A 24,975-nucleotide genomic window follows, 5' to 3' on the forward strand; every position below is an offset into this window, starting at 1 on the left:
TGCACCTTGACCCCGGGGCCGGCATTGTAACCAAAATTAGCGGCAAATAGCATTCGCGTTCTGAATTTATCTCCGTAGAATAGACGTATTACTACGCCAGACCGGGTAACAGGAGACGATTATGTTAGATCCCAAAAAAATTGAAGATATCGCCAAGCAAATTGGCAATGCACTGCCACCGCAGATAAAGCAGTTTGCCGATGATACTGAGGCCAAAGTGAAGCAGGTACTGCAGCAAAAGCTGGCTAACCTGGATTTTGTCAGTCGCGAAGAATTTGATGTGCAGCGCCAGGTATTGTTGCGCACCAGGCAAAAGGTTGAACAACTTGAGCAGCAGGTCGCGGCCTTATTGGCACAAAATGTGACTACTGACTCACAAACCGATCTGCCGACAGCCGATCAGCAGTAAGCTGCAAAACCCGGCAACACTACTTTGCCTTGATGCCGGGAGATACGATAACTGCTTGCTTAATCATAATGGTAGATTAAATAGCAAGGCTTCACTATCTGCTGTGGCCATTAATAGCAGGTCGGTTTGGTCACTTACCATAACACCGTCACCCGGATAAACGGTATGGTTGCCGACCTTCAATTCTCCACTGATTAAATGCAGATAAAGTTTGCGTCCCGCTGCCGGGTAGGTAAGGTGCTCGTCAGCACTGATACTTGCGCGCAGTAATTGCGCTTGCTGTTTCAGCACTAAACTGCCATCCCGGCCATCAGCTGAGGCAATCAGGGTTAGTCCTGGCTTGCTGGCAAAATGCTGCTGCTGATAACCCGGCGCGCCACCCTGCCTATCGGGCATAATCCAGATTTGTAAAAAGCGCAGCTCTTCCGTCTGGCTGGCGTTATATTCAGAATGATACACGCCGCTGCCGGCACTCATTAACTGAAACTCACCGGCCGGCAATATTTTTTCATTGCCGGCGGAATCTTTATGGACGATAGCGCCCTGCAGCACCAGGGTAATAATTTCCATATCGCGGTGGCCGTGGCTATCAAAGCCAGCGCCGGGGGCCACCCAGTCATCGTTAATAACTCTTAGCGCTGAAAAACCCATATGTGCCGGGTCGTAATAACTGCCAAAAGAAAAGCTGTGACGACTTTTCAACCAGCCAAATTCAGCTTTGCCGCGTTCGTCGGCTTTGCGTAGCGTCAACATAGTATATTCCCGCCATTTTGTTTACGTGAATGTTGAAGTTAAAAGGCACGGTGGCTGACATGCTTACGTAACAGCAGCACGGATGCTGCGCAGGCTGAAGGGGCACAGGGATGTGCTCCTTGAAGCCGGTGAAGTGAGTATGTCAGCTACCTTGCTCCCTGATTCTGTTCAGAGTTCGGAATCACCAGTTAGCTATTCAGTTTTTTGGCAACAAGCTTATCTACCGACAATTTGCCTGCACCGCTAAACAACAGTGAAACACTGGCCGCCAATAGCGCCAAACCAAATTCGTAACCGTTATTCGCCATAAACAGGCCGTTTGCAAAATGCACTGCAAAAATGGCGACCAGCATCGCTATTGATAAAGCTGCTGCGGCCGGCCGGGTTAATAAGCCGATGATTAATGCCAGGCCACCAAAAAACTCAGCCGCACCGGCTAAAATCGCCATCAGCATGCCCGGGCTTAAGCCAATGCTGTCCATCCAGCCGGCTGTGCCTTCAAGGCCATAGCCGCCAAACCAGCCAAATAACTTTTGCGCACCATGGGCAGTAAATATCACACCTACCGGCACACGCAGTGCCAATGCCGACCAGCCCGCATTAGTAGAAGTCAGTTTCGCAATTAATGTTTTCATAAGTCACCTGTCAAAATATTTAATGGTTAAGGAAGGTTTAGTTGCTCACTCGACCGCGAACAACCTGTCGATGTGGTAAAGATAGCGCTATGCTAGCTTTTAAAAAAGCGGAGCCTTTTGCATTATTAGTTCAAATTATTTGAATAATGGCATAAGCTAATGGTTTCTGGCAGAGATGGATAAAGCACAGCATGCAGCAACTGATTAATTTAGATGCCTTGCGGGCGCTCGACGCCATCGACCGCAAAGGCAGCTTTGCGGCAGCGGCCGAAGCACTTTACAAGGTACCCTCGGCGCTCAGTTACACTATGTCTCAGCTGGAGCAAAACCTGGGGGTGAGCTTATTTGACCGCAGTAAGCAAAAAGCCCGCTTAACCCCCGCCGGGCAGTTGCTGCTGCAGCAGGGCCGCGAGTTACTTAAAGCTGCCGATCAACTGCAAAAAGCCGTGCAGCAACTGGACAGTGGCTGGGAAGCTGAGCTTACGCTGGCATTGGACAGTGTAGTGCCGGCCGAGCCGGTTTTTGCCCTGATAAGCCAGTTTTTGCAACTGGGCAAACTGACCCGGGTGGCGCTGCGCCAGGAAGTGATGGCCGGCGGCTGGGAAGCGCTGAATACCGGCCGGGCCGACATTGCTATTGGGCTGCCGGCTACTCAGCATACCGGCGCTTATCAGTTGCAGTTATTGGGCGAAGTGGAGTTTGTGTTTGCCGTGGCACCGCACCACCGGCTGGCACAACTGGATAAAGTGCTGACCCTGGCCGATGTGCAGCAGGAAACAGCAATCATTGTCGCTGACTCCGCCATCGACAGCCAGAAGCTGTCCAGTGGTCTGTTCGACAGCCGTCAGCAAGTGGTGGTTGCCAACCTGGCTCAGAAAATTACCGCTCAGCAGCAGGGCCTGGGGGTCGGCTTCTTGCCACGCCATCTGGTACAGCAGCAGTTAGCCCGTGGCGAGCTTATTGCCAAGCAGCACAACATTCCGCGCGACAACGTTAAGTTATACCTGGCCTGGCATAAGCAACAGCAAGGCAATGCACTTAGCTGGTTTTGCCAGCAGCTATCCAACTATCCGTGGCAGCAGGTTTTTAGTCCAAGTTAATCATTGCTCGGTCGTTTTGGCTGTGTCGAATCCTCCGAAGCGTTCCCAGTTTCAGTGATATCTGTCATGGTGGGTTCAGTACGGGGCGCACTGTCTGTCGCTGCTGGAAAAGTCGGTTTATGATCTTCGACCCACTCGTCATCCTGACGCGGGTCCAGTTGAGCAAGTGAAGCGCCCGACGCAGCCGGTACCGCCACAAATACACTTAACTGCTCATTGGCAATCCGCTCAGCGGTTAAGGCATACACCCCCAGGATCAGCGCAGCGATGGCTAACACCGTGAAAAATAAACCGCCCGATAAGCCTAACACCACACCCAGCAACAAGGGTGCTAAAAAAGAGCCGATCCCATAGGCAAACAATAAACTACGGCTGACTTCTACTAAGTCTTTGCCGTGATCCAGCCGGTCATTGGCGCGGGCGACACTTAGCGGATAAATACTGAACAGGCTGGTGCCAAGTAAAAAGCCCAGCAAATAAAATAACCAGGTGTGATTGGCGAATAACGCAAGCAGCAAACAGATAACAAAGCTGAATAAGCCGGCCCACGCCAGTAACTTGCGCCGGCCATAGCGATCAGACAGGGTACCGACCGGCCACTGGGCCAGCAGGCCGCCTAATATTGAAATGGCCATAAAGGATGCCACTACCGATTGCTCGCCATAGGTATTCAGCACAAACACCGGCACCATGGTGTAAAAGCCGCCGACAAAAAAGCCGCCAATGACACTGCCGACCAGCGCCAGCGGTGCAATATGCAGTACTTTAGGTAAACTGTAGCGTTCAAAAGGCGGTAACTGCGGTTGGCTGATCCGGGTAATGGCAACTAAAAACAATGCAGCCAGTACCAACACCGACCCAAGCACAAATACCAGATGCGAACTGATGTCCATGCCTAAAATCAGCTGACCAACGGCAGTGGCCAGAAAGAACACCACCGTATATACCGCCAGCACCCGGCCGCGGTCCTCTGAACTGCTTTTTTCATTCAGCCAGCTTTCCAGCACAATTAACAGCGCATAAAAAGCAAAGCCCGATAGCAGACGTAAGCCGGCCCAGAACCAGGGGTGGTAGTGTAAAGTGTGGCCCAGAAAAGCAATGACCATGACGGCAGAAAAAGCTGAAAAACTGCGGGCATGGCCAACCGATACAATTAATTTCTGGCTGAACACAGCAGCCAGTAAGGCCCCCAGAAAAAACGCTGAGTTAATTATACCAATAGCCATTTCCGACAGGCCGGCCTGTTTTAAATACAAGCCGATATACGTCATCAGCATGCCATAGCCGGTGGCCAGAAAGGCAATGGAAATAAATAACGACGAAATGGGTAACAACGCTTGCTTTAAAAACACAGTTTGCTCATTTTTAACAAAACAGTGGCTTAACCATAGTTTCTCATAGTCTGCCAGGCAAGCAGAGAGATCTAATGCTGATCAGTGCTCACTGTCATCGAAAATCTGTTCAATCGTTAAACCAAACACCTTAGCTGCCCGAAACGCCAGCGGTAAGCTGGGGTCAAATTTGCCCGTTTCTATCGCATTGATGGTCTGGCGGGAAACATCCAATGCTTTTGCCAGATCAGATTGGGTCCAGTTGCGTTCTGCCCGCAATACTTTTAACCGGTTTTTCATTGGTATTTCCGGGAATTAACAACCAAACTGATAAAGTATGAGATACCCATTAAAAATAGAATGTTAGATGGGCTGGGTGTCGATTCAAGTAACCGCGCAGGTTCCAACAGGCCATATATCGCACCGAATACCATACTTACTCCCAGTGATATCGCCATAGCGTTTAAGTGTAATTGACGTTGCAGCTCATCCAGGCCGTCCAGATATTTTTTATTGGCAATAATCATCAAATAACCAAAAACAACATTAACAGCAATAATACAAAGGCTGATGGTCACATTAAAGTCCCAGATAAATTTGGGACCAAAAGCAAACAAGGCCAATGATAGTAACCATCCGAGAGTCCATACAAATAATGATTTTTTAGACGCTTTATAGCGCTGCGCTAATGTAGTAGATGCCATGTCGTTCATAAAAACCCCTAGTAAATAATGTTTGACTTAAAGTAAGGCTTGCTTGACATTTGAAGGGTAGGCTATTGCAAATAGCATGTCAAGTATACATGTCATTTTGTAAAGTGTTGTGGATATTCATACTTTCATTATTTGCTTAAAAATCTCGCAGTGTACTTGAGTGAACTGCGGTTCATCCCCATTGCCATAGCAGTTGTTTATTTTTAAAAAGCATATTCACAGCAGGCGGAGCCGCGATGATCCCGTTATCCATTCTTGATTTAGCCCCGGTTTCGGCCGGTAGCACGGTGGCAGACAGCTTCGCCAGCAGCAAAGCGTTAGCCCAACATGCTGAGGCACTGGGCTATCATCGTTACTGGCTGGCAGAGCACCATAATATGCCAGGTATTGCCAGTGCAGCCACCTCGTTACTCATCAGCCATTTATCTGCCGCCACTTCACATATTCGGTTAGGTGCCGGCGGCATTATGCTGCCCAACCATTCGCCACTGGTTATCGCCGAGCAATTCGGTACTCTGGCTACCTTGTATCCCAACCGTATCGATTTAGGCTTAGGTCGGGCACCTGGCAGTGATCAGCATACCGCTATGGCATTGCGGCGAAACAGAGCAGAAACGGAAGATCAGTTTCCGGCTGACATAGCAGAGTTACAACAGTACTTTGCGCCAGCCAAACCTAATCAGTTAGTGCAGGCAGTACCTGGACAAAACCTGCATGTGCCGTTATGGGTACTCGGTTCAAGCTTGTATGGGGCCCAGCTGGCCGCTAAACTGGGCTTACCCTATGCGTTTGCTTCGCACTTTGCCCCTGGCATGATGTCGCAGGCTGCTACCTTGTATCGTAAGCAATTCAGGCCATCAACACAGTTGGAAAAACCCTATCTGATGTTGGCACTGAACGTGTTTGCTGCAGAAAAAACTACCGAGGCGCAGCGGCTGTTTACCTCAGTGCAGCAGCAATTCGTTAACTTGGCGCGCGGCCAGGCAGGGCTATTGCCCGCGCCGGTCGATAGCATGGACAGCATCTGGTTGCCGCATGAAAAGGCCTACGTAAAAAACGCTTTAGCGTGTTCTGTTGTAGGTGATCCGGCAGCAGTAAAGCAAGGTATTATCGATTTTATTACTGAACATAACCCCGACGAGCTAATAATAACCAGCATGATGCACGATCCCAAGGCCCGCCACACCAGCTACCAGATAGCGGCAGAGCTTATTGGCGATGGTTAAGGGGCAGGTCAATTTTTTACTGGCAACCGATCCGCTGGCCGGTTTTGGCAAAGATAGCGCAGCGGCCATTGCGGTGGGAATTAACAAGCGGCAGTCTTCGTTGTAGGCTTATCACCGCAATGCCAGTTCAGCAGCACTGCGGGCGTGAATGCGGGTGGTATCAAACAGCGGCACTGCTGCATCCTGCTGCGATACCAATAGCGAGATTTCAGTGCAGCCGAGAATAATAGCTTCGGCGCCCTGTTCGATAAGCTGGTCAATGATCTGGCGATACTGTTCTCTGGACTCTGGCTGCACCTTGCCCAGACACAGCTCGTTATAAATTATCTGGTGCACCTGCTGGCGCGCAGCCGCATCAGGTACCAGCACGTTCAAACCATGCTGCTCTGTTAGCCGGGCTTTGTAAAATGGCTGTTCCATCGTGAATTTAGTGCCTAACAGGCCAACGGTTTTATAGCCTGCAGCTTTTACCGCTGTGGCGGTGGCATCGGCAATATGCAGTAGTGGCAGTGTTGTCGCATCCTCGATAGCAGTTGCTACTTTGTGCATGGTATTAGTACACAGAACAATAAAGTCGGCACCGGCGGCTTCAAGGCTTTTGGCGGCCTCTGCCAGCAACTGGCCGGCAGCCTGCCAATCACCAGCACGTTGCATCTGCTCAATTTCGGCAAAATTAACGCTGTATAAAACAACTTTAGCTGAGTGCAGGCCACCGAGCTGTTGTTTCACCGTTTCATTTATTATGCGGTAGTAAGGAATGGTCGACTGCCAACTCATACCGCCCAGCAAGCCAATTGTTTTCATGGTAGTTGCCTTAAAAATAGAATAGCCAGCACGTAAAGTATGTAAGTTGTAAATTGGCTGCTCGTCAACTAATGCTGATTTTAATTAACAAGGCATTTATATGTTGGTGTCTTTGAATTATCCTTAAGGCGCTAGTAAAAAGCCAACATTTAAACCTAACGCTGCAGAGTATGCTAAAGTCGGTCGCATACTGGGTTACGGTATATGGACTCCGGCAAACGTAATGCGCTATGCAAACGAACTGAAATCAGCATGAAGATTATCTACTACGAAAAATACAACATTGATGTTGGCATTTTTAAATTTCTGCATCCGTTTGATGGTTGTAAATTTAGCAAGGTGCGCGCTGCACTGCATGATGCGGACGTTATGGCACCTGACGCTGCTATTTCGGAATCTGCCATCCTTGGCTCAGTAAATGAACTGCTAAAAATACAGCTGAAAGACAAAGCGGCATTATGCCGGGCGCTGGAAATCCCTAAAATTCCGTTTTTATCATTTTCGTGGCTGGACAGTCGTATCCTTGAGCCTATGCGTTGGGGCGTTGCTGGCACATTAGCAGCCAGCCGATTAGCATTGACTGGCACCGATGCCTGGAATCTGGCTGGTGGCTATCACCATGCCAGCCCACATAAAATGGAAGGTTTTTGTATTTATAACGATATTGGCATCAGCTATCAGCAGTTGCTCGCAAGTGGCGAGCTAACGGCTACTGACCGAATTCTGATTATTGATATCGATGCCCATCACGGTAACGGCAATGCCCGCACCTTTGACGACAACAATAACGTCACCCTGCTCGATGTGTATAACCAGGATATTTATCCCAATACACCGGTTAGCCGGCAGCGGGTGGATATCCCGGTGCCTTTGCCCTCTGGCACCGGCGCCGAGTTATATCTGAATAAACTAAGCGGCGCGCTGGAGCTGCTTACCGGCGGTTATAAACTGGCCTTTGTCGTAGCAGGTACCGATGTCCTGGCAACCGATCCGCTGGGCGGCTTAAAGCTTAGCATTGCCGATGTCGCACAAAGCCATAAGCTGGTATATAAGCGCTTAAAAGCACTGAATATCCCCACGGTATTTTTAGGTGGCGGCGGCTATGGCAAAGATAGTGCTGCGGCAATAGTGGCAGGGATTGAAGCGGTAGCTGGCGACTATAAATAATGACCAACTTTTAAAATTATCACTTGTAACAGAGGGAGCCGCAGATGATTGAGTATCAGGAACAACTTGGTATGATTTATGGCGTATTCAGCCTTCTGCTGATAATCGGCATGCCGGTGTTGATTAACCGTTTATTGAATATGAGCTATCCCAAAGCCATTTTTATGCTACTCGCCAGTTGTCTGATTTTTATGGCGTTTGATCAATTAATTCACAGTCTGGTTTTCGACATTACCATTGAGATTGACCCGTTAAATAATGCAATTGTGGTGCTGGTGCCGATTTACGCTTTTGCAATTGCTTTAGTAGTAGATGTTATCGCGATGTCGTTGCAAAAGATCAAAAAACGGAAACAGGATAGCTGATGCAGTTCGTGTGTTCAGGTTCCGAGAAGTAACAGTGTCGCTTCAATGTCGCAGTAATGACATAATAATGGCCTAACGCATTAGCGTCGAAATGTTGAACAATTACGTTTTACTGTTTCGGAGCTTAGGTATGGAAATGATTATAAATCGGGATTTAATCGTTAATGAACGTAAGGTGCGAGCATGGAGCCAGCAACAACTGGCCGATGTTGCCGGAATTAGTTTACGAACCATCCAGCGTATCGAGAAATCTGGCATAGCGTCAAATGACTCTCTACAGGCGATAAGCGCTTCCTTTAACAAAGAGCCAGCTTATTTTATAGCGAAAGCCGGGCAACTTGCTTCGCACAAAGGTCTGGCAAAAATTGGCTTGGGGTTGCTAGCGGCCGTCATGTTAACGTTAGGTGGTGCCTACTTTACACTGGCATCAGCGGAAACTATTGCATTGAATGTTGATTATCGCGCCGAGCACCAAGCAACTGGTGACGTCAATGAAGCCAATCTGCAGTATCTGGTCACAGTAGGTAGAGGTGCTGAGCTAAGTTTACCTAACAACTTTATCCTCGCGATTCACCCCAAAAACACCAGTGCAGGCGTCACCCTCGACGTTACCCTAAAAAGTGCAAGTGGCGAAAGTCTAATTCCTAATGACATTGATACAACAGTAACAAGAGCCCTGACTGATGGGGTAAGTATTCAGTTTGAAAAGGCGGGCAGTTTATTGGTTAATATTGCGGTCAGTGCTAAATAGCTACTATTCGTATAACTATAAAGCCAGCCTTACGCTGGCTTGGGTCTGCTAGCTGATTGCTATTCTGCCAGCGATGTTAAGGTTCAGATCCAATTTGTAATGACTTTATTGACCTAAACCACTATGACCGCAACGCCAGTTCAGCGGTGCTGCGGGCATGGATGCCGGTGGTATCAAACAGGGGCGCGACAGAGTCCTGTTGGGATACCAGCAAAGAGATTTCAGTGCAGCCGAGAATAATAGCCTCGGCACCCTGGTCGATAAGCTGGCCAATGATCTGGCGATACTGTTCTCTTGACTCTGCCAGCAACTGGCCGGCAGCCTGCCAGTCGCCAGCGCATTGCATCTGCTCAACTTCGGCAAAATTAACGCTATACAGAATAACTTTAGCCGAGTGCAGACCACCAAGCTGCTGTTTCACCGTTTCATTTATTATGCCGTAGTAAGGAATGGTCGACTCCCAACTCATACCGCCCAGCAAGCCAATTGTTTTCATGGTAGTTGCGTTAAAATTAGCAAAGCCAGCACTGCCCTGGCTTTTCTTTTTTTAACACTAATTAGTCAGCCTGTGGCAATACCGCCTTGGTAAGTAACCAATGGTTATCATTACGCTGAAATAACGCGAGATGACTCTTCGATTGAAATAATATCAAATTATCGTGTTGGCTTACTTTCGTATCAGGGTCGAATGGTGAAATCATTGCGTCAAAGTGGCGCAACAACTCCTGCTCAAGTGTAGTTTCATACTCAGACCCGAGCTTGTAATTAGCAATGAACTCACTGAAATCAGCCATGCTCATCGCATCTGTTACGGTATATTGATTTATGAATTCGTAGTGCTCACATTCAGAAAATATAACCGTGGTCTCTCCGTCAAAGGCAGCCCTTTCGGTGCATATTTCAGAAGGAACGATGTTGTTAATTAATTTTTTTTCAATTTCCACTCCGTTACAGGCAAATACTGACAGTGCCAACGAAACAGGACACAAAATCTTCTTTAACATAAATTAACCTGCTCTTTTTATCCGTTGAACCATCTTAGCTTCTAGTTTCACCCGCCACATATCAAAACTTAGCTGATCCATCATAAAGGCTTCAATGGGAGTGAATACGTCAGTCATGGTTTTTAGCGATTTACCAGTAGAGAATATTTGACCTGCCACCCCCAGATTTTTAAGTTGAGTACCGTGCCGCCCCATTTGGCTGCCGCCTTTGTCGGCAATTTGGCTAACGCCATCAATAGCAAATCCCTCTACGCCACTAACAGTTTGCAGGACTTCTTTCAGTACGCCTTCAACCATCAGAGTTCGTAAGTCATATATAAGATTATCGCGGTACATCATAGCTATTGGTCTTTGGCGCAATATCTGATTAATGGCGCCAGAACTTAACGCTTTGCTTGAGAAGAAATCAGCGAAAGTAGCAATTTCAACTCGCTCCATTTCAGAAATAGTAGAGTTTTTATTGAGTTGACGCAGTATATTGAGTAAGCGGCTTTTAACCTTGTCGTAGTGTTGCATGTTTCATCTCCATTGAATTGCCATTAAATTAACGTAAATACATAAGGTGATCAACATTCATGAAACATTATGATTATTTTTCTTTTATCACGAAAATCTGCGAATTGTCTTGATGAGCTATAAAGACCGTAATTAACAATTATCTAATTGATATAGTTGAATGTTTCAGAGGGATAAATAATTAACCCCTCACTATAGAAGAATGAAGCTTCATCCATTCATTAATTAGAGAGGTTGAAATGTACGATATGGTGATCTTTGCCTTGCTTGCTGTATAGATAATTACAACAAACTTGAATTTATCGGTGAATATTGAGCTTGAATATTCCAACATTATTTGACGCATCGATCTAAATAAAAAAGCCAGCATTATGCTGGCTTTCGCTCTAAACACAACCTGGCAGGTTACACCAGCACTGACTGGCGAAGCAGGTCATACAGCCGGCGTTCCTGGATGGCTTCTTCACCATCGCTTTGCATAATTTGCTTAGCGGTATCCAGTGCCTGTTGCTTATTAAACATTAAGGCGCTTTTCAGCCCGGTTACATAAGCTTCTACTTTATTGCTGCTGATGGCCTGGCGTACATCAGCCATGGCCTGGCTTTGCACGGCGGTAATGCTGTTTACGCCGCTCCAGTCTAAACTGTCGGCAATATCATCTACCAGTTCCTGCTCATTTAAGCGTATTTTGCCGTCAACGCGGTACATTAAAATTGCCAGCTTGAGCAGCGCTTCATTAAAATCCTGTTGGTTTGCCATAAAATACTCCTTTGGTTATGGCCTCATTTAGCACCCGGCCGGGCTATTTTCAGTATTTCGGTTAAGCCCGCTACCGCGCCACCAATATTGGCCAGTTCGGCCGGTACTATCATGGTGTTATTGGTTTTTGCCAGATTACCGAACTCTTTTACATATTGCTCGGCTACCCGCAGGCTAACCGCTTCCTGACCACCGGGGTGGTTAATGGCCTCAGCTATCTGGCGGATACCTTCTGCGGTGGCAATCGCCACCAGTTCAATTTCCCGGGCGCGACCTTCTGCTTCATTAATTTGGCGCATCTTGTCACCTTCAGACAGGTTAATCACTTCCTGTTTCTGGCCTTCTGACACGTTAATCATCGCCTGGCGTTCACCTTCCGATTTAGCAATGGCGGCGCGGCGTTCCCGCTCGGCGCGCATTTGCTGCTCTAACGCATCTTTAATGCTTAGCGGTAATTCGATATCGGAAATTTCATAACGGAGTACTTTAATACCCCATGGCGAGGCAGCTTCATCCAGCGCTTTTACCACTTCTTCGTTTATTTTAGCCCGCTCTTCAAAGGTTTTATCCAAATCAGTCTGGCCGATGACAGAGCGCATCGTGGTTTGTGCCAGTTGCGAGGCGGCATAACGGTAATCGTTAATGCCGTAACTGGCTTTGTGCGGGTCGACAACCTGTAAATACAGCACGCCGTTAATACCGACCTGAATATTGTCTTTGGTAACACAGGTCTGGCGTTCTACATCAATCACTTCTTCTTTTAAGCTATGGGTGTAGGCCACTTTGTCGATAAACGGAATAAGAATATGAAAGCCCGAATCAAGGGTGCGCGAATATTTACCCAGCCGCTCAATGACAAAATTTGATTTTTGTGGCACTACCCGGGCGGTTTTGATAATGGTAATTACTACCGCGACGGCAAAGCCCAGCGTCAGTATCGTTTCAATATTTATTGGTTCCATCGTTGTTATTCCCTTTTAAACTAACAATTAAACTGGCTGTTGCGCCGATACAATTAAATGAATGCCTTCATTGGCAATGACCCAGGCCACTTCACCTGCTTTTAATGGCTCATTGGAACGGGCGTCCCATTGCACGCCATTTAATACCACCCGGCCAGCGCCCTGGGTAAAATCATTGAGTACAATAACCCGGTTGCCAATGTCGTCTTTCAGCCGGCTGGGTTGCTCGCCACTGTCGGCGACATAGCCGGTAAACCAGCGCTTAAAGTGGCCGCGGGCCAGCAGTAATAAGGCCAGGCTGACAATGCCGAAAATCAGGTACTGCATGGTGGCGGTTTCTATCCAGCCAAGTTGCAATAATATGCCAACAACAATGGCACCGATGCCCAGAAACACCGCAACTATACTGGTTGCCAGCAATTCTGACAGAATTAACAGCACGCCAACGATGATCCAAATCATTGCGACACTCATAGCTTTATCCTGTATAAGAAATTGAGCCACAAACAGTAACTGATGTTAGATAAAAGGGTCAATCAATTTAATAGCTTGCTGCCGTTTCATTTGTAATAAACTATGACGGTGGCAAGGGTTCAGAAATAACAAAAGAAGCAGGGTTATGGCCGAGCGAAAAATATACGAATTACTGGTGAACGAGGAAGACGCCCGCGCCTGCCGGGATATTCCGGACAGTGCTTGTACCCGGGTGCCGAAAAATTTTGTGCTGGTACTGCTTAGCCAGTTGCTGCTAAGCCTGGGAGACTTACTGACCAGCCCGAAAACTGTGCTTACCTGGCTGATGAATGTGGTTGGGGCGCCGGCGGCAATGGTAGCCTGGCTGGTACCTATTCGCGAATCGGGTTCAATGTTGCCGCAACTGCTGATCGGTGCCTGGGTACGCCGCTACGCCATTCGGAAAACCTTCTGGATTGCCGGCAGTATTGTTCAGGGCAGCTGCGTACTGGCAATGGCGCTTGCCGTTAATTACTGGACGGGCGCAGCGGCTGGTTCGGCCATTATTGGCTTACTGCTGGTGTTTAGTCTGGGCCGTGGCCTTTGTTCGGTCGCGATGAAAGATGTAAAAGGCAAAACCGTGCCCAAAGGCCAGCGCGGCCAGCTTACCGGCATTGCCGGCACGGCGTCCGGTGTCCTTACCTTATTGGTGTCGCTGTGGTTACTGCGGGAGGAGCCTGACAATCTGTTGGTGTATGTTGTGTTGCTGGTGGCTGCAGCAATGCTGTGGCTAAGTGCTGCTGTTATCTTCAGTCAGGTGCAGGAGCAGCCTGGCGAGACTGACGGCGGGGCAAATGCGCTGCAGCGGGCCTGGCAAAACCTGGGTTTACTGCAAACCGATAAGCAGTTTCGCCAGTTTGTTATTTGTCGCGGCTTATTGCTGGGGTCGGCGTTGGTATCGCCCTTTCTGGTACTGCTGGCCCAGCAACAGCATGGCAATGGCCAGACGCTGGCCTGGTTTTTAATTTGCACCAGTTTAGCCAGTGCGCTAAGTGCAGTATTCTGGGGCCGGCTGGCTGATCGCAGCAGCCGCCAGGTAATGATTATTGCCGCTACGCTAGCGCTGGCGGGCTGCGCTGTGTTGGCGGCAGTGCAAATGGTTATTGGCGAGCTGCCACTGTATGGTTATCTGCTGTTGTTCCTGCTGTTAAGCGTTGGCCATGCCGGGGTGCGGGTGGGCCGCAAAACCTATTTGCTCGACATGGCATCAGGCAATCAGCGCACCGATTATGTCTCGGTCAGTAATACGATTATTGGTGTGTTGCTATTAGTGGTGGGCGGCATCAGCAGCCTGCTGGCCTGGTGGTCATTAGTGGCGGTGTTATGGTTTTTCGCCGCCAGTTGCCTGGCGGGTTTGCTGTATGCAATAAAACTGCCTGAAGCCTGATATCAGGATAATACTGTTGCCGCTTGCTTGCGGGCAAACAGCTGCTGCTCCAGGCTTTTGCCTTTGCTTAGCTGTTTGTACTGCCAGCCATTAGCGGCCAGACATTGCAGCAGCCGGATATCAAAGTCATCTACCACCTGTGGCTGATAGCTCACCTGATACTCCTGGTTACGGCCGGCTGTCACCTCTTTTACCCCGGCCAATTGGCGCAGTTGCTGGCATACTTCATCCGCGTCTGCTGCAGCGGCTCCATTGCCGGTTGCCAGCTGCAGGCTTAAATGGGCGGTGCTTTCATTTGGCTGGGCATGATGCTGCTGCAACTGACCATCCTGCAGGTACAACACCTTGTTGCAAAGCCGCTCCAGCTCAAAAATATTATGTGAGCTGATTAAAAAACTGGCGTGCTGGCTTAGATCGCTGATAAGTTCCCGGATATGCAAGGCATTGGCTGGATCCAGCCCGGCAGTCGGTTCATCCAGTAAAATAAGGGCCGGCGAGCCGATAAAAGCCTGCGCCATACAGGCCCGCTTGCGCATACCATGGCTTAGCGCACCGGCCTTGGTGTGATAATGCCCGGCCAAATCAACCAGCGCCAGCACCCGTTCGGTTTCTGCCCGGGCTGCCCTTGTAGTTAAACCCTGCAATTTGCCATAAAAGCTTAGTTGCTCGCCAATACTGAAGGCCGGATCCAGCTGAGCATCCTGTGGCAGCGCTGCTACCTTACCAAATAAAGCCTGACTGCCCGGTTGCTCACCCAGTAACTGCATGCTGCCGCTATCGGCTTTCAGGTAACCACACAGCAAACTGAATAAGGTAGTTTTACCGGCGCCATTCTGGCCTATCAGTGCCACGGTTTCGCCTTTATTGATTTCAAAGCTGATATTGTTCAGTACTCTATGCCGGCCGTAGCTTTTAACCAGCTGGTCCACTTTGATAATTGGATTAGTCATTACAAGGCTCTCCGGCTTAAAATTTGCTGGGCAATCAGCAGTAAAACAGCAGTCTGGGCTAATGGTAAGGCGGCCAGTTGCAGACTTTGCCAACCCTGGGCCGGAATAAGCTGCCATATTTGCGCACCGGGCATATATTTCAGTAAAAATGCGGCGTCGGGCTGATGATAAATAAGCCAGCTAAGCAAACCAAATACTAGGCCCAGACTAACAATGGCTAAACTGAGTGCCAACCGTGATGAGCGGGCCCAGGCAGAGAATACCGTCATCAGTGCAGTAAAGGGCATTAACACAATCAGCAGATGGCAGCTGATTAACAATGCCGCTTCAATGGCCTGCCAGCTGATGCTACCCTGGCGCACCGCGCTGATAATCAGCGTTGCGCTAAGTGATAACAAAATTAAACACAGCTGCACTACCAACTGGCCACAGAAGCGGCCAAGCACAATGGCGGTGCGGCTGCTGCGCAGGCTGATAAAGCGCAACGTACCGCGGGCTGCGTCGCCTGATAACTGGTTGGCGGTAAACGCCAGACATAAAATTGGCAGTAAAATCAGGCTCAGCATCCAGTACAGAGTCAGCTCCGGCGCCGGCCAGTTTAACAGTTGGTGCAGGCCCAGCATGCCAAACATTGCAGTTAAAGACTTTTGAAAATTGGGTTCCTGCAAAATTTCGCTGGCCGGGGCAATAGCGTAGCGCAGTAAGAAAAACCAGACCACCGCAGTGGCTGCCAGAGTCATCAGGCCACGGCGGGTCAGCCACAGCCGCGATAATTCGACCTGGCTGAACAGCCTAATTTGGCGCAGTAATAACATCATCGACATAAACACTTCCTTTTATTATTTGTTCTGTTTTGCTATCCGTGATTTTGCACAAAGAGTGCCATGTTTTTAATTGTTATATTTCAATGCCTTAGGGTTTCTGCGCTGAGTTGTCAGTGCTGCTGTTGGTAGTATCAGCCGATAAAGTGGTTGTTTTCACTACTTTATCGGCTGTTAACAGCTGGCGGATCAATGTTGCTTAAGCTGCTGATCCAGTAGCTGAATAAAGCTTAGAATGGTTTCACTAACTTGGGCATAAAAATCCGGATCGACTTTCTCTGCGGTATCTCGCACCGAGTGATAGTCGTCATGGTCGGCCACGCCAAAATAAATAAAAGGCACCTGCTGCTGATAAAAGATGCCGTGATCTGAGCTTAAGGTCCAGTCCTGGGTATTGCCAGCCCGGTACCAGGGGCGGTCGTGACCAGCGATGATTTTTACGGCACTTTGCTGTTGCAGGGTTTGTAACAGCGGGGTCAGCCAGGGTTGCTGGTAGCTGCCTACGGCAAACAGCAACTGATCGGTGTCGCGACTGAGCATATCCATATTAACGTTAAAGGCGAGCTGCTCCGGTTGTAACAGCTGATGTTTAAACAACGCCACCGCGCCCTGCAGGCCGCCTTCCTCGGCATCCAGCGCCACAAACAGCAGCGGATGGGCAAGCGGGTGTTCGCTGAAATAACGGGCCAGGCCAAGCAGGGTGGCAACGCCAGAAGCATTATCGTCGGCACCGGCAAATACCTCACCGTGTTCCAGGCCCAGGTGGTCATAATGGGCAGTCAGTACTATCGGTTTTAACTGGGGGTTTAAACCAGGCAGCAGCCCCAGCACATTAGCTGCATTTTCTGCTGCCGGCACTGTGGCACTCTTGCCCCGTAACCAGCGGCTGAATACAAAGTGTTGCTCCACATGAAAAGGCTGTAAATAGCCGTCAGTGCCGGCAGGCTGCAAGCCAATTTCAGCAAATTGCCGGGCCAGCCAGCTGCGCGCTTCAATGCTACCAGGGGTACCCGGTTTTCGGCCCTGCCGATCCGGGTGAGCCAGCCAGTTCAGATCGGCCAGCAGCTGCTGATGGTCTAACCGCTGTTGTGTTGCAGCCGGTTTTGCCGCTGCCTGTAACTGCGCCAGCCGGGCACTCTCCTGCCCGGTTAACTGCTGTTGCCAGGCCGGCCAGGCCAGGGTATACAGCAAAATAGCGATTATAACCAAGGCGGCGGCGCCCGCCAGATACAGCCTTTTCTTAACCGACATTCAAATTCCTTACAGCTAAAACTCATGACGCCCAGCTTAGCAAATTACTGCCGCCAGCCGCTGAAATAAATCACTCTGACCCATTTTAATTTGCGGTTGGTTAAACCGGGTGCTGCTCAGGCTGAAAAGGCCTGCAATAGCAGGTTCAGCTGCGGATGCACCAGCTCACGCTGGGTGGTGATAATGTAAAAGTTTTCGTATATCTGCGGCAGGGTCAGATATTTATCCAGCCGGCCGCTTTGTAATTCGTCTTTTACCACCACTTCGGGAATAACGGCCAATGCACCACTGTCGCGAGCCAGTAAGCGCAGCATCGCCATATCGTCTGCTTCAGCGACAATGTCAGGTTGCAACTGATACTGCGCTGCCAGCGCATCAAACGCGGTGCGCACCGGGCTTTGTACCGGCGGCAGCACCCAGCGCTGACCTTTGTAATCGCTTAAATTATCAGTAAGTTGTTTGCCCGGCGGGCCAATGACAGCGACAGGTTGCCTGGCCAGCAGCCGGCACTGCCATAACTGATTGTCGTTACCCTGCACGGCAATATTGCTTAAAGCCAAATCAAGCTGATGCTGGGCCAGGGCATTTAACAGCATGGTCTGATCCATTGACAGCAAACTGTAGCGGGTATTGCTTTTGCTCAGCAGTGGCGTAATAAAGCTTTCAATAAAGTTGCGTGACATGGTCGATAAGGTGCCAATCCGGATCGGACTGTGCTGCGGTTGCATGCCCTGCAACAGCAGCTGCTCAAGCTCAGCGCCGCGGCTGAAAATATCTTCGGCATACTTCAGCGTCTGATAGCCACTGTCTGTCAGCACCAGCCGGCGGTTTTCACGCCGGAACAGCTGCACTTGCATACTTTGCTCTAACTGCTTGATTTGGGATGACAGCGCTGATTGCGAAATATGCAGCCGCTGTGCTGTTTCCGTCAGACTTGTACCCCTGGCTACCTGCCAGAAATAATACAGATGATGATAGTTTAACCGGCTCATAGTTCTCTTTTAGTGAACGAATTATGATTTATTATGTATTTTACTAATGCTAATTCACTGTGGACAATAGCGCCAGTTAATTTAAACCAAAAGGTGAGCGATGAATTCGTTACTGGCTATCTCGTCCTTAAAGCTGGTTTTACTGGCGCTGGTAGCGCTGCTGGCTGTGGTGATCTGGCGTTACAGCGCAACAGCATTAGCCGGTGAACCGGACAAACTGCGGTTTATGCGGGCCTTAGCCCTGACGCTGACAGCCACGATTTTTACCCTGTTAAGTAACCACCTGCTGTTGTTCTGGCTAGGCTGGTGCTGGATTAGTCTGAGTTTGCAGCAGCTGTTATTATTTTATCCCGAGCGTCCCCGTGCCCAGTTAGCTGCCCATAAAAAAGCATTAAGTGCCCGCGCCGGTGAAATACTGCTGGCAGTGGCGTTTATCCTGTTGTATGTCGAGTTTGGGACGGCTGATATCAGCAGCCTTATCAGTCAGGCCAGTGGGCAGCAAGCCAGCCTTAGCCTGGTCGGTCATGTCGCTACTGTGCTGCTGGTGCTGGTGGCATTAATTAAATGTGCGCAGTTACCACTGCATGGCTGGCTGATCCAGGTAGTGGAAGCCCCTACGCCGGTATCAGCGCTGCTGCATGCCGGGATCATTAACCTGGGCGGTATTTTACTGCTGATATTTTCGCCGTTGCTAAAGCTGAGCCCGCCTGCAGCCGTGTTGCTGCTGGTTACTGCGTTAATCAGTACTGTATTGGCGGCGCTGATTATGACGACCCGGATCAGTATAAAAGTGCGGCTGGCATGGTCGACGATCGCGCAGATGGGGCTGATGCTGGTAGAAATTGCGCTGGGCCTTTATACGCTGGCGTTACTGCACCTGTTAGCGCACTCCTGTTACAAGGCTTATGCCTTCCTGCACAGCGGCAATGCAGTCAATCATTATCTGGCGGCTCAGCTGGCTGAACAAACCGAACCGGATACCAGACACTGGCTAATTGCGCTGCTGGCAGCATCATTGCTGGTATGGCCGGCGCATCAGATAGTGCCGCTTGCCAGTCTGAGCAGTGCCGTATTGCTGGTGCTGGCCGTTACCGTGTTGCTAATGCCCTCGTTAACGCGGGCTGACAGCCGCCGGCCACTGCGGCTAATACTGGCCGTGGCTTATGGCGTTGGGTTGCTGGCGCTGTATTGTATTGGTAAGTATCTGTTGCAGAACATTGCGCCCACTACCGGCGTGTTATCGATGCTGGCAGATATTTTTACCAGCCTGGTTTTCGCCGGTCTGTTTGTTATGGCTGTGCTGCTGCGCTATCACAGCCGGCACCGCGCCGTTAATCGGGTGTTTATCTGGCTAAACGCCGGCGGTTATCTTGATGAGTGGGCCACCCGGGTCACGTTAAAAATCTGGCCCTATCATAATAAAACGGCTGCCAAAGCCAGCAAGCTGTCACAAGCGGAGTGCCTGAAATGAATGCAGTCAGTATGTTAGCGCAGCAAACCGGCAGCAAGCTACAGTCACTGGTTGAGCAGGCAGCCAGCCAGATAGCCCCTGCCTGGCCACTGGATCAGATGATAGCCGTCAATCCCTGGTGGCCGAAACGCCAACATCATTTTGCTGACGTGTGCGCTGAACAACAGCTGTTGGCGGGGACCAGTTGTCTGATGACCGCTGACTGGTATCTGGCTCAGTGGCAGCAACAAATACAACCGGCGCATTTGCAGCAGGCATTGCACGAAGCAGAGCTGCAAATAACAGTTGATGAAGCGGTAGCGGTCTTGTCGCAGCCAGATGATTTACGCCACTGGCAATCGCTGGCGCAACTGTTGTCAGAACAAACGCACCGCCAGTCTGCATTGCCCTGGCCGCAGCTGATACAGCAGCAACTCAGCCAGTTTATGGGCTTGTATTATCAGTATCCGGAGCGGTTCAGCGTTGCGGCAGCAAGCAATCAGCATAGCTATCAAAGCTGGCTTAGTGTTGTCCGCCAGGATAAAGGGTTACAGGTACTGAGTGGGATTAATTTAACTACGCTGTTTGCAACGTTGCCAGTAGAGCCCTCTGCACTTTTACAGCAGCTGGAGTGCTGGCTGGAGAGCTGGTGTGCAGACGAGCAGGCAAAGCTGGCCTATTTAGAAAATCTGCTGCAAAGCCTCTCTGGCTGGGCGGGCTGGCAGGCATGGCTCGACTGGCAACAGCAGCTGAACAAGCAGCAGAGTCACAATGCCGTCTGTCAGTTACTGTATATGCTGCTGGGCTGGGACTGGGTATTGTGGCAGCACAGCAAGCGTCACAATGCCGCACATGATCATATTATTACTGCGTTAAAGCAGCAGAGCAGGCAATATTCAGCCATGCTGCTAAGCACTCAAACCCAGCTGACTATCCGCCAGGTCTGGCAACGGGCTCTGGAGTTCAGCGTGCAGCTGCCATTGTTCGGGCAACTGCAACAGGCTGCCAGACAACCTGTTGCAACGCCAGCCAGGCCGGTGCTGCAGGCTGCCTTTTGTATTGATGTCCGTTCAGAGCCGATGCGCCGGGTGCTGGAACAGCAGAATGCAGGTATCCAAACCCTGGGATTTGCCGGCTTTTTCGGCCTGCCTATTGCCTATAAAGCTGCTGACAGTAAGCTAAGCAGACCGCAGTTGCCCGGACTGCTGGCGCCGGTGCTGCAAGTCAGTCAAATCCGGCCGGAAAAAACCACGTTGCCGCGCCAGCCCGCATTGGGCTGGAAACAAAGCTTTGACCTGGCCTCATCCAGCCTGGGTATGGTGGAAGCTGCCGGTGCCACTAAGCTACTCAGTTTGCTAAAGCGGGCGTTTTTCCGTACCAAAGCTCCTCACGCCATGAACCGCTATCTGGACGACGGCCAATGGCAACTGAGCAAGGATCAGCAGCCACTCAGTGTTGCTGAGCAAGCACAACTGGCAGCAGCGATTTTGCCGGCGATGGGCCTTGGCGGCACACTGGCAGCAACAGTGCTACTGGTGGGACATGGCAGTGAGACCTGCAATAACCCGCAGGCAGCGGCGCTTGATTGTGGTGCCTGTGGCGGCCAGACCGGTGAGGTCAATGTTAAGGTGTTAGCGCAAATTCTTAATAACAGCGAGGTGCGCGCTGAGCTTGCATGCCGGCACGACCTGGCAATCCCGGCAGATACCCGTTTCTATGCCGCAATGCATCAGACCACAACCGACACATTACAAGTGTTTCAGCCCCCGGTTGAGGCTGACTGGCTGCACTGGTTAGCAGAGGCCGGCAAAAAGGCCAGAGAGCAACGGGCCAGCCAGTTTGCTGAAGCCCCGGCGCAAGCTTCGGCGCTACGCTGGTTTTTTAAGCTGCGCAGTCGCGACTGGGCCCAGCTTCGGCCGGAGTGGGGGCTGGCCAACAATGCTGCTTTTATCGTGGCGCCGCGTACCCTGACTAAAACGCTGAATTTACAGGGGCGTTGCTTTTTACATGATTACAATGCTGAGCACGATGCGGATTTCAGCCTGCTGCATACCATTATGACCGCGCCTATGGTCGTCACTAACTGGATCAATATGCAATATTACGCCTCAGTGGTGGCACCTGATAAATATGGCAGTGGTAATAAATTGCTGCACAATGTTGTGGCCGGTCATATCGGCGTGTTTGAAGGCAATGGCGGTGATTTACGTACTGGTTTAAGCTGGCAATCGGTGCATGATGGCACCCGGCTGCGTCATCAGCCGGTTCGTCTGAGTGTGATTATTGCGGCACCGCAACAGGCTATTGCCGACGTTATAAAGCGTTCGGACGACGTGGCGGCTCTGGTAAACAATCAGTGGCTCTGGCTCTATCAGCTGGACTCCGACGGTACCCTGCATCAGTGGCAGCAAGCCCGCTGGCAACAGGTGACAGTATGAAGCAAGCAGTTGCTGTGTTGACCCGGCATGATAAAGCTCGGCTGATTGCGCCGGCTCTCAGTCAGTTTGGCTGGCAGCTGACTGAAATTGCCAGTTTTGATACCGATACCCTCGGTAGTTTTGCCGGCGGCCAGTCCCGTTTTATGACAGCGCAGGAATGTGCCTTTCGAAAAGCCGCGCTGGCCGCTGACTTATCCGGACTGAATATCGGCATCGGCAGCGAAGGCAGCTTCTCTGTCGGCCCTTTTGGCATTGGTACTTATAATCTGGAGCTGATCTGTTGTGTCAATGTGGCAGCAGGCTGGGCGGTAACCGGCCGCTTTTACGGGCCCTCACTGGCGCAGCAATGGCTGCTGGCTGATGCTGAGTCGCTGCAGCGGGCGCTGGCTGATGTTGAACCCAACCAGCATCTGGTGCTGCAGCAGGGTGATTATCTGAAAAAAGCCCTGACAGCGGCGCAGGCGCACAATCTGGCGTTGCTGCGGTTATCCCGCTGTGAAGTGACGCTCAGCTATGATTTACGTGCCCATCTCAGTCCGCAGCGGCGCTTACACATTCAACAGGCCGCTGACGATTTAGCCCGGCGTTTACAGTGTGTATGCCCGCAATGTGCTACTCCCGGCTTCTGGCCGGATAAGGCTCTGCCGGGTTTGCCATGCGAAGCCTGCGGCGTTGCCACCAGTCTGACCAGCGCGCGCCAGGCAGTTTGTCAGCGCTGCGGATATACTGCAACAGAGCCGGTCGCTGCCCGTCACGCCAGTCAACAATATTGTCAGGAATGTAACCCTTGAATACGTTATTACTTAACGCAGAGTCCGCTGCTGACATTACGCTATGTGCTGATTTACTGCAAAATGGCCGGTTGGTCGCCGTGCCGACAGAGACAGTCTATGGTCTGGCCGCAGATGCATCCAACCCTGATGCTGTCAGGGCTATCTTTGCCGCCAAAGGGCGACCGGCCAATCATCCGTTGATTGTGCATGTGCCGGATATAGCGGCTATCGGCCAGTGGGCAAAAAATGTCAGTAACAGCGCATTTGCGCTGGCAGAAGCCTTCTGGCCCGGCCCGCTTACTTTATTGCTGCATAAGGCCGATCATGTCAGTTCAGTGGTCACCGGCGGCTTAGACACCATTGGCTTACGAATGCCGTCACATCCGGCGTTGCTTGGCTTGCTGCAGCAGTACCAGCTAAGTGTGGCTGCGCCCTCTGCCAATCCCTATAAAAAGCTGAGCCCAACCTCAGCTCGTCAGGTACTGGCGGGCATGGAAGGTAAAATACCCGCGGTGCTGGATGGCGGCGATTGTCAGTATGGGTTGGAGTCAACCATTGTTGACCTGACCGGGGATAAGCCGGTTATCGTCCGGGCTGGCCCCATCACTGGTGCCCAGATTGCGGCGGTGCTGGGCGAAAGTGTGGCGCAGCCCCGGCAACACAATATTGCAGTACCAGGTAATGTCGACGCCCATTATCAGCCGGATAACATATTGTACTGTTACCCCACTGCCGAGCTCAGGTTAAAACTGGCCGGGCTGCAACAACCGGTCGCATTACTGCATTACAGTGATATTGCGGTTAATCGGCTGGTCACCTCCTTTGCTATGCCGGCAGAGCCGGTAAGTTTTGGACGGCAGCTGTATCAGACGTTATTTAGCGCTGATCAGTCAGCAGCAGAAGTTATCTGGTGTGAATTACCACCAGAACATGATAACTGGCATGCAGTACATGACCGGTTAAAACGGGCAAGTTGTAACTTGTGATAGCGAGGCAGCATAAAAAAAGCGCAGGCAAAGCCCCTGCGCTAAAGGTTGTGGTTGGGAGTTACCAGGTTAGCGGCTAATGCTTACTGTGCTGTCGCCGTTTTTAAATAAATCGTATTGTTGCATCGCGGGTATTTGCTGCTGGATCCGCGTTTCCAGGGTGTCCAGTTTGGTAACCTGGGCGCAGATGGCTTCGCCACGCTGTTCTAAGGCAGCGGCTTTGATGTCCATCTTCGCTTCCAGATTTTCACCAAATTTTTCCATTTTCTGGCCAAAGGCTTCCATCCGCTGCTTAAAGCTGCCCTCTCCGCTGGTCATCGCTTTACCTACCAGCATCATAATACTGCCCATAGACTGGCTGACGGCTTCTTCAATCGCCTGCTCAAACTCGGGACCGAATGCCTGATCAATGTTTTCTAGCCGGCTGCCATACAGGTAGGTATTATCCCCGTCCTGCACCACAACCTGGTTGGCAGCGTCACTGATTTTAGCTAACGCCTGTTGCATCGCCGGATATTCGTCCAGTGTTTTACCACTCAGCTCGCTAACCACGGTGGTCAGGGCTTCGCTGGCCATAATAAGCGCATCTTCCACCAGTGCTACCGTTGCAACGGTCTGGCTGCGAATACCTGCCTGATAGTCGCGCAGCAGCAAACGGGTATCATTATTGACGGTTACCGCTTTGCCATTCAGGGTTAACTGACCATCATTGCTGATCTGCCACAGCGTGGCGCCATCATCCTGCAACTGCACGCTGCTGCGGTTAATCACTAAATCTTTGTCAAATTCAATATTACAGTGGTTATTCTGATGTGCCATGGCATTCAGGCTGAGGCTGCTAAGTACAACGGCACTGGCTAAAAGTGAGCTTTTCATAATCGTGATCCTTGTTGTGGTTCTTAATGACAACCTGATAAGG

28 protein-coding genes are annotated in these 24,975 nt (G+C 50.5%); 11 read left to right on the plus strand and 17 right to left on the minus strand.

The annotated features are described in order from the left end of the window. The first annotated feature begins 121 nt into the window (after positions 1-121). Positions 122-409 carry a ubiquinone biosynthesis accessory factor UbiK gene (gene ubiK, locus B2Q61_RS12225; protein WP_290620586.1) on the plus strand — a complete coding sequence of 96 codons (288 nt, stop codon included), beginning with the start codon at positions 122-124 and terminating at the stop codon, positions 407-409. A 63-nt stretch (positions 410-472) separates the two neighbouring features. Here the strand turns inward: ubiK and B2Q61_RS12230 are convergent, their stop codons facing one another. After that, positions 473-1,162, minus strand: coding sequence for a pirin family protein (locus tag B2Q61_RS12230; protein ID WP_290620584.1), 690 nt, complete (start codon positions 1,160-1,162; stop codon positions 473-475). A 188-nt stretch (positions 1,163-1,350) separates the two neighbouring features. Beyond that, a complete protein-coding gene (locus B2Q61_RS12235; RefSeq protein WP_290620582.1) occupies positions 1,351-1,797 on the minus strand; it encodes a DoxX family protein in 447 nt (148 codons plus the stop codon). 191 nt (positions 1,798-1,988) lie between these two features. Between B2Q61_RS12235 and B2Q61_RS12240 the strand changes: the two genes are divergently transcribed. Continuing rightward, a complete protein-coding gene (locus B2Q61_RS12240; RefSeq protein ID WP_290620580.1) occupies positions 1,989-2,897 on the plus strand; it encodes a LysR family transcriptional regulator in 909 nt (302 codons plus the stop codon). Here B2Q61_RS12240 and B2Q61_RS12245 read toward each other — a convergent pair. The 3 genes from B2Q61_RS12245 to B2Q61_RS12255 form a co-directional block, all read right to left on the minus strand. Beyond that, positions 2,894-4,249 (minus strand): MFS transporter, encoded by a 1,356-nt coding sequence (locus B2Q61_RS12245; RefSeq protein ID WP_349678781.1) that lies wholly within the window; start codon positions 4,247-4,249, stop codon positions 2,894-2,896. The two genes, B2Q61_RS12240 and B2Q61_RS12245, sit on opposite strands and share 4 nt — an antisense overlap. An 81-nt stretch (positions 4,250-4,330) precedes the next feature. Then, a complete protein-coding gene (locus tag B2Q61_RS12250) occupies positions 4,331-4,528 on the minus strand; it encodes a helix-turn-helix transcriptional regulator (RefSeq protein ID WP_290620578.1) in 198 nt (65 codons plus the stop codon). Then, on the minus strand, positions 4,525-4,941 hold the full coding sequence (locus B2Q61_RS12255) for a hypothetical protein (RefSeq protein ID WP_290620576.1): 417 nt from the start codon (positions 4,939-4,941) through the stop codon (positions 4,525-4,527). Before B2Q61_RS12255 ends, B2Q61_RS12250 begins: the two co-directional genes overlap by 4 nt. A gap of 236 nt (positions 4,942-5,177) precedes the next feature. On the opposite strand from B2Q61_RS12255, the gene B2Q61_RS12260 reads away from it, so the two are divergent. Then, the gene (locus B2Q61_RS12260; RefSeq protein ID WP_290620574.1) at positions 5,178-6,167 is read left to right on the plus strand and encodes an LLM class flavin-dependent oxidoreductase; all 990 of its coding nucleotides are present in this window, start codon (positions 5,178-5,180) and stop codon (positions 6,165-6,167) included. Positions 6,168-6,278: 111 nt separating this feature from the next. Here the strand turns inward: B2Q61_RS12260 and B2Q61_RS12265 are convergent, their stop codons facing one another. Next, positions 6,279-6,971 carry an aspartate/glutamate racemase family protein gene (locus B2Q61_RS12265; RefSeq protein WP_290620572.1) on the minus strand — a complete coding sequence of 231 codons (693 nt, stop codon included), beginning with the start codon at positions 6,969-6,971 and terminating at the stop codon, positions 6,279-6,281. Between the two features lie 252 nt (positions 6,972-7,223). Between B2Q61_RS12265 and B2Q61_RS12270 the strand changes: the two genes are divergently transcribed. The 3 genes from B2Q61_RS12270 (at position 7,224) to B2Q61_RS12280 (ending at position 9,254) form a co-directional block, all read left to right on the plus strand. After that, complete coding sequence (locus tag B2Q61_RS12270; protein WP_290620570.1) at positions 7,224-8,138, plus strand: histone deacetylase family protein; 915 nt, start codon at positions 7,224-7,226, stop codon at positions 8,136-8,138. 44 nt (positions 8,139-8,182) lie between these two features. Continuing rightward, complete coding sequence (locus B2Q61_RS12275; protein ID WP_290620568.1) at positions 8,183-8,503, plus strand: hypothetical protein; 321 nt, start codon at positions 8,183-8,185, stop codon at positions 8,501-8,503. A 130-nt stretch (positions 8,504-8,633) separates the two neighbouring features. Further along, positions 8,634-9,254 (plus strand): helix-turn-helix domain-containing protein, encoded by a 621-nt coding sequence (locus tag B2Q61_RS12280; RefSeq protein WP_290620566.1) that lies wholly within the window; start codon positions 8,634-8,636, stop codon positions 9,252-9,254. A 121-nt stretch (positions 9,255-9,375) separates the two neighbouring features. Here B2Q61_RS12280 and B2Q61_RS12285 read toward each other — a convergent pair whose 3' ends face one another. From B2Q61_RS12285 to B2Q61_RS12310, 6 genes are all read right to left on the minus strand, one after another. After that, positions 9,376-9,750, minus strand: a complete 375-nt coding sequence (locus B2Q61_RS12285; RefSeq protein WP_290620564.1) for an aspartate/glutamate racemase family protein — start codon at positions 9,748-9,750, stop codon at positions 9,376-9,378. Positions 9,751-9,811: 61 nt separating this feature from the next. Continuing rightward, positions 9,812-10,258: a hypothetical protein gene (locus B2Q61_RS12290; protein WP_290620562.1), complete on the minus strand. Its 447-nt coding sequence runs from the start codon at positions 10,256-10,258 to the stop codon at positions 9,812-9,814. Positions 10,259-10,261: 3 nt separating this feature from the next. After that, positions 10,262-10,774, minus strand: a complete 513-nt coding sequence (locus B2Q61_RS12295) for a hypothetical protein (RefSeq protein WP_290620560.1) — start codon at positions 10,772-10,774, stop codon at positions 10,262-10,264. A 405-nt stretch (positions 10,775-11,179) separates the two neighbouring features. After that, the gene (locus B2Q61_RS12300) at positions 11,180-11,533 is read right to left on the minus strand and encodes a hypothetical protein (RefSeq protein WP_290620558.1); all 354 of its coding nucleotides are present in this window, start codon (positions 11,531-11,533) and stop codon (positions 11,180-11,182) included. A 23-nt stretch (positions 11,534-11,556) separates the two neighbouring features. Further along, on the minus strand, positions 11,557-12,495 hold the full coding sequence (locus B2Q61_RS12305; protein ID WP_290620556.1) for an SPFH domain-containing protein: 939 nt from the start codon (positions 12,493-12,495) through the stop codon (positions 11,557-11,559). Between the two features lie 27 nt (positions 12,496-12,522). After that, entirely contained in the window at positions 12,523-12,969 is a 447-nt protein-coding gene (locus B2Q61_RS12310; RefSeq protein WP_290620554.1) for an NfeD family protein, read from the minus strand. A 145-nt stretch (positions 12,970-13,114) separates the two neighbouring features. Here B2Q61_RS12310 and B2Q61_RS12315 point away from each other — a divergent pair, with 145 nt between their 5' ends. Next, a complete protein-coding gene (locus B2Q61_RS12315; protein WP_290620552.1) occupies positions 13,115-14,395 on the plus strand; it encodes an MFS transporter in 1,281 nt (426 codons plus the stop codon). 2 nt (positions 14,396-14,397) lie between these two features. Here the strand turns inward: B2Q61_RS12315 and B2Q61_RS12320 are convergent, their stop codons facing one another. From B2Q61_RS12320 to B2Q61_RS12335, 4 genes are all read right to left on the minus strand, one after another. Next, on the minus strand, positions 14,398-15,345 hold the full coding sequence (locus tag B2Q61_RS12320) for an ABC transporter ATP-binding protein (protein WP_290620550.1): 948 nt from the start codon (positions 15,343-15,345) through the stop codon (positions 14,398-14,400). Further along, on the minus strand, positions 15,345-16,169 hold the full coding sequence (locus tag B2Q61_RS12325) for an ABC transporter permease (RefSeq protein ID WP_290620548.1): 825 nt from the start codon (positions 16,167-16,169) through the stop codon (positions 15,345-15,347). The genes B2Q61_RS12320 and B2Q61_RS12325 overlap by 1 nt, the downstream gene beginning before the upstream one ends. Before the next feature lie 186 nt (positions 16,170-16,355). Further along, positions 16,356-17,417 (minus strand): M28 family peptidase, encoded by a 1,062-nt coding sequence (locus B2Q61_RS12330; RefSeq protein ID WP_290620546.1) that lies wholly within the window; start codon positions 17,415-17,417, stop codon positions 16,356-16,358. A 116-nt stretch (positions 17,418-17,533) separates the two neighbouring features. After that, a complete protein-coding gene (locus tag B2Q61_RS12335; RefSeq protein ID WP_290620543.1) occupies positions 17,534-18,409 on the minus strand; it encodes a LysR family transcriptional regulator in 876 nt (291 codons plus the stop codon). A gap of 100 nt (positions 18,410-18,509) precedes the next feature. Here B2Q61_RS12335 and B2Q61_RS12340 point away from each other — a divergent pair, with 100 nt between their 5' ends. Genes B2Q61_RS12340 through B2Q61_RS12355 form a run of 4 tightly spaced genes read left to right on the plus strand, consistent with a single transcriptional unit; the run spans position 18,510 to position 24,056 of the window. Next, positions 18,510-19,880 carry an NADH-quinone oxidoreductase subunit L gene (locus B2Q61_RS12340; RefSeq protein ID WP_290620541.1) on the plus strand — a complete coding sequence of 457 codons (1,371 nt, stop codon included), beginning with the start codon at positions 18,510-18,512 and terminating at the stop codon, positions 19,878-19,880. Beyond that, the gene (locus B2Q61_RS12345; protein ID WP_290620539.1) at positions 19,877-22,297 is read left to right on the plus strand and encodes a DUF2309 domain-containing protein; all 2,421 of its coding nucleotides are present in this window, start codon (positions 19,877-19,879) and stop codon (positions 22,295-22,297) included. Before B2Q61_RS12340 ends, B2Q61_RS12345 begins: the two co-directional genes overlap by 4 nt. After that, complete coding sequence (locus B2Q61_RS12350; protein WP_290620537.1) at positions 22,294-23,088, plus strand: DUF6671 family protein; 795 nt, start codon at positions 22,294-22,296, stop codon at positions 23,086-23,088. Before B2Q61_RS12345 ends, B2Q61_RS12350 begins: the two co-directional genes overlap by 4 nt. After that, complete coding sequence (locus tag B2Q61_RS12355; protein ID WP_290620536.1) at positions 23,085-24,056, plus strand: L-threonylcarbamoyladenylate synthase; 972 nt, start codon at positions 23,085-23,087, stop codon at positions 24,054-24,056. Before B2Q61_RS12350 ends, B2Q61_RS12355 begins: the two co-directional genes overlap by 4 nt. Positions 24,057-24,125: 69 nt before the next feature. Here the strand turns inward: B2Q61_RS12355 and B2Q61_RS12360 are convergent, their stop codons facing one another. Then, positions 24,126-24,932 (minus strand): DUF2884 family protein, encoded by an 807-nt coding sequence (locus B2Q61_RS12360; protein ID WP_290620534.1) that lies wholly within the window; start codon positions 24,930-24,932, stop codon positions 24,126-24,128. Positions 24,933-24,975 lie beyond the last annotated feature (43 nt).

Source organism: Arsukibacterium sp. UBA5043, assembly GCA_002415085.1.
Lineage (GTDB): Bacteria > Pseudomonadota > Gammaproteobacteria > Enterobacterales > Alteromonadaceae > Alishewanella.